At 70.3% G+C, this 3231-nt stretch carries 2 protein-coding genes and 2 pseudogenes; 2 read left to right on the top strand and 2 right to left on the bottom strand.

From position 1 onward, the window contains the following. Window positions 1-406 (top strand): annotated as a pseudogene (locus BMG07_RS40275) (class II aldolase); the annotation flags it as partial. A gap of 10 nt (window positions 407-416) precedes the next feature. Here the strand turns inward: BMG07_RS40275 and BMG07_RS40270 are convergent. Both BMG07_RS40270 and BMG07_RS40265 read right to left on the bottom strand, forming a co-directional pair. Further along, a complete protein-coding gene (locus tag BMG07_RS40270) occupies window positions 417-1376 on the bottom strand; it encodes a sugar-binding transcriptional regulator (RefSeq protein WP_198089156.1) in 960 nt (319 codons plus the stop codon). A 132-nt stretch (window positions 1377-1508) separates the two neighbouring features. After that, a pseudogene (locus tag BMG07_RS40265) lies at window positions 1509-1966 on the bottom strand (RpiB/LacA/LacB family sugar-phosphate isomerase). 205 nt (window positions 1967-2171) lie between these two features. Between BMG07_RS40265 and BMG07_RS40260 the strand changes: the two are divergent. Beyond that, window positions 2172-3231: dihydroxyacetone kinase subunit DhaK (locus tag BMG07_RS40260; protein WP_198089155.1), on the top strand; the 1060-nt coding region annotated here is incomplete at its 3' end.

Here is a 3231-nt window from a genome sequence, read left to right as displayed (position 1 = left end):
TGCCGCCGGCACCGGCTGGGCCCTGCCGGCCCACGCCCGCAGCCACGGCGTGGCCACCGACCCCGTCAACCTCGCGCGCGCGCGGCGCGGCGTGCTGTACCCCGACCACGTGGTGTTCCTGGGCCGCGGCGTGGCGTGCGCGCCCGCGCTGGCCGGCCCGGCATTGCAGGACTGGCTGCGCGCGCAGCGCCGGCTCGACAACCCCGCCCCGTACATCGCCCTGCCCGGACGCGGCGTGCTGGTGCGCGACGGCCTGCCCGAGGCCGCGCAGGAAATGCTCGCCTGCCTGGCCGACGTGCTGCAACGCCTGCCCGTCTCGCACGAGCCGGTCTACCTGCCCGACGACGAAGCCGACAGCCTCGCCAACTGGGAGGCCGAGAAATTCCGCAAGACGCAGGCGCGCTGAGCGGCCTGGGTCAGCCCTTGCGCTGCGACGTGGCGTCGTCCAGATGCAGCACCGCCATCGCGTTGCTCGCCGTCGTGGCCAGCGTGTTGATGGTGCCGGTGCGCAGCGCGCCCAGCATGGCCGTGACCTTGCTCGATTCGGCGGCGATGGCGATCACGTTCGGAATGCGGCGCAGGTCGTTGGCGCTCAGGCCGACCACGCGGCCCTGGATCGGCGTCATGGCCGGCTGGCCGTGGATGTCGATGAAGTCGTAGCCCATCATGTCGCCCACCGTGCCCACGCGCTTGGCCTCGGTGATCTCCTGCGCGCTGAACCAGCCCATGCGCACCATGTTGCTGTCTTCGCTCATGTCGCCGATGCCGACCAGCGCCAGGTCGGCGCGGCGCGCCTTGTCCAGGCTCTGGCGCACAGTGTCGTTCTCCAGCAGCGCGGTGCGCACCGCCGGGTCGTCGACCATGGCCGGCGCGTACAGCGTCTGGCTTTCGCCGCCGAAGCGCGCGGCCAGGCGGCGGCTGATGTGGTCGGGGTTCATGGTCTCGCCGCCGCGATAGCTGCCGCCGATGGCGCACACGAAGGTGGCCGAGCGGCGCGTGGCGCTCATGGCGTGCTCGCTGACCGCGCTCACGTTGCGGCCCATGCCCACGGCGACGATGGCGCCGTCGCCCAGGTTGCGGTCCAGCCAGGTGGCGACCAGGCCGGCCAGCATGGCGCGCTGCTTGTCGGCATCGACATGGTCCACCGACAGCAGCGCGTGGCTGATGCCGAAGCGCTGCATCAGCTCGCGCTCCAGGTCGACGGTGAGCGTGGGGTGGTGCTGCACGCGGATCTCGACGATGCCCAGCTCCTGCGCGCGCTTGAGCATGCGGCCCACCGTGGCCCGGCTGATGCCGAAGCGCTGCGACAGCTCTTCCTGCGTCTGCCCGTCGACGTAGTACAGCGTGGCGATGCGGGTCAGCTCCTCCTTCGACATCGTCGAGGAGGTCGAGGCGGCGGTGTTGGCGGCGGGAGCGCGGGGACGGGCGGCGGATGTCATGCAGCAGGATTATTGGTCACGCGCGCCGCATGTCCCGGCGCAGGCCCGGGCTCAAGCCCAGGCCCGGCTTCAATGCGCCTCGCGCAGCCGCTGCTCGTGGGCCGACAGCGCGTCGAGCTTGGGCTGCGAGCGCGGACCGCTCACGTAGTGCGCGGCCAGGAAGGCCGCGACGATGGACTTGGCCAGCTCGATGCCCACCACGCGCGCGCCGATCGTGAGGATCTGCGCATCGTTGCTCAGCGCGGCCCGCTCGGCGGAGTAGGTGTCGTGCGCCTGCGCCGCGCGGATGCCCGGCACCTTGTTGGCGGAAATGGCCATGCCGATGCCGGTGCCGCAGAACAGCAGCCCGCGCTGCGCGTCGCCGCGCACCACGCTTTCGGACAGGGCCACGGCGATGTCCGGGTAGAGCACCGGCGCATTGGCGTGCGTGCCGAAGTCTTCGACCTCATGGCCCTGGGCGACCAGGGCGCCTTGACCGCGTCCTTCATCTCGCAGGCCGCTTCGTCGCAGCCGATCGCAATTTTCATGGAAGCCTCCGATGATTGAGCAAATGCTCATTGAATGACCAAATTACCACACAAGGAGAATCACCTCGTCAAGCCTCGGGTCGAGCCTGGCTCCCCTTGAAAGGCCCAACCCCCAATGAAAATCCCCGTTGCAGCGCCCTGAGATGGCAAATACAATTTCTCATTCAAAGAACATATGATCAATGCAAGGAGACAACCCGTGGCGCTGAACCGTGTGATCAATCACCCCGATCTCGTGGTCGAGGACATGCTGGCCGGCTGGCTGCTGGCCCATGCCGACCGGCTCGTCGCCAACGAAGACAACCCGCGCGTCGTGCGGCGCCGCGCCGCGCCCGAGGCGGGCAAGGTCGGCGTCGTCACCGGCGGCGGCTCGGGGCACGAGCCCGCGTTCCTGGGCTACGTGGGAGACGGCCTGCTCGACGCCGTGGCCGTGGGCGAGATCTTTTCGTCGCCCACCGCGCGCAGCTTCCTGGACGCCATGCGCGCGGCCGACGGCGGCGCGGGCGTGGCCTGCCTGTACGGCAACTACGCCGGCGACAACATGAACGTGAAGATGGCCGTGCAGATGGCCGAGCGCGAAGGCATTGCCGTGAAGACCGTGGTCGCCAACGACGACGTGGCCTCGGCGCCCCCGGGCGACGAAGCCAGGCGCCGGGGCGTGGCCGGCGAGATCTTCATGTGGAAGGTCGGCGCGGCCCGGGCCGCGATGGGCGGCACGCTCGACGAGGTGATCGCCGCCGCCCGCAAGGCCATCGACCGCACGCGCAGCATCGGCATCGGCCTGTCGGCCTGCGTCATTCCGGCGGTGGGCAAGGCCAACTTCACCATTGAGGCCGGCACCATGGAAATGGGCATCGGCCACCACGGCGAGCCCGGCATCGACGTGCGCGGCACCGCCAGCGCATCGGAAATGGCCGAGATGATGCTCGGCGTGGTGCTGCCCGACCTGCCCTTCGGCGCGGGCGACCGGGTGGCGGTGCTGGTGTCGGGGCTGGGCGCGACGCCGGTCATGGAGCAGTACATCCTGTACGGCGAAATCGCGCGCCGCCTGCAGGCGCGCGGCATCACCGTGGCGTTCAACAAGGTCGGCAACCTCTTCACCTCGCTCGAAATGATGGGCGTGACGCTGACCGTGATGCAGCTCGACGACGAACTCGAGGCCTGCCTGAACGCGCCGTGCCAGTCGGTGGGCCTGGGCGTGGCGGGCGCGCTCGCCGCGCACGGCGCAACGCTGGCCGCGCCCGCCGGGAAACCCGCCGCGGCCC

The organism is Variovorax sp. E3 (genome assembly GCF_016082275.1).
GTDB lineage: Bacteria > Pseudomonadota > Gammaproteobacteria > Burkholderiales > Burkholderiaceae_C > Variovorax.
This window is presented reverse-complemented; position numbering and strand designations above follow the sequence as displayed.

Excerpts from the sequence above, each read along its gene's own strand:
- BMG07_RS40270 (WP_198089156.1), bottom strand. The coding sequence starts at position 1,376 with ATGTCGAAGGAGGAGCTGACCCGCATCGCCACGCTGTACTACGTCGAC.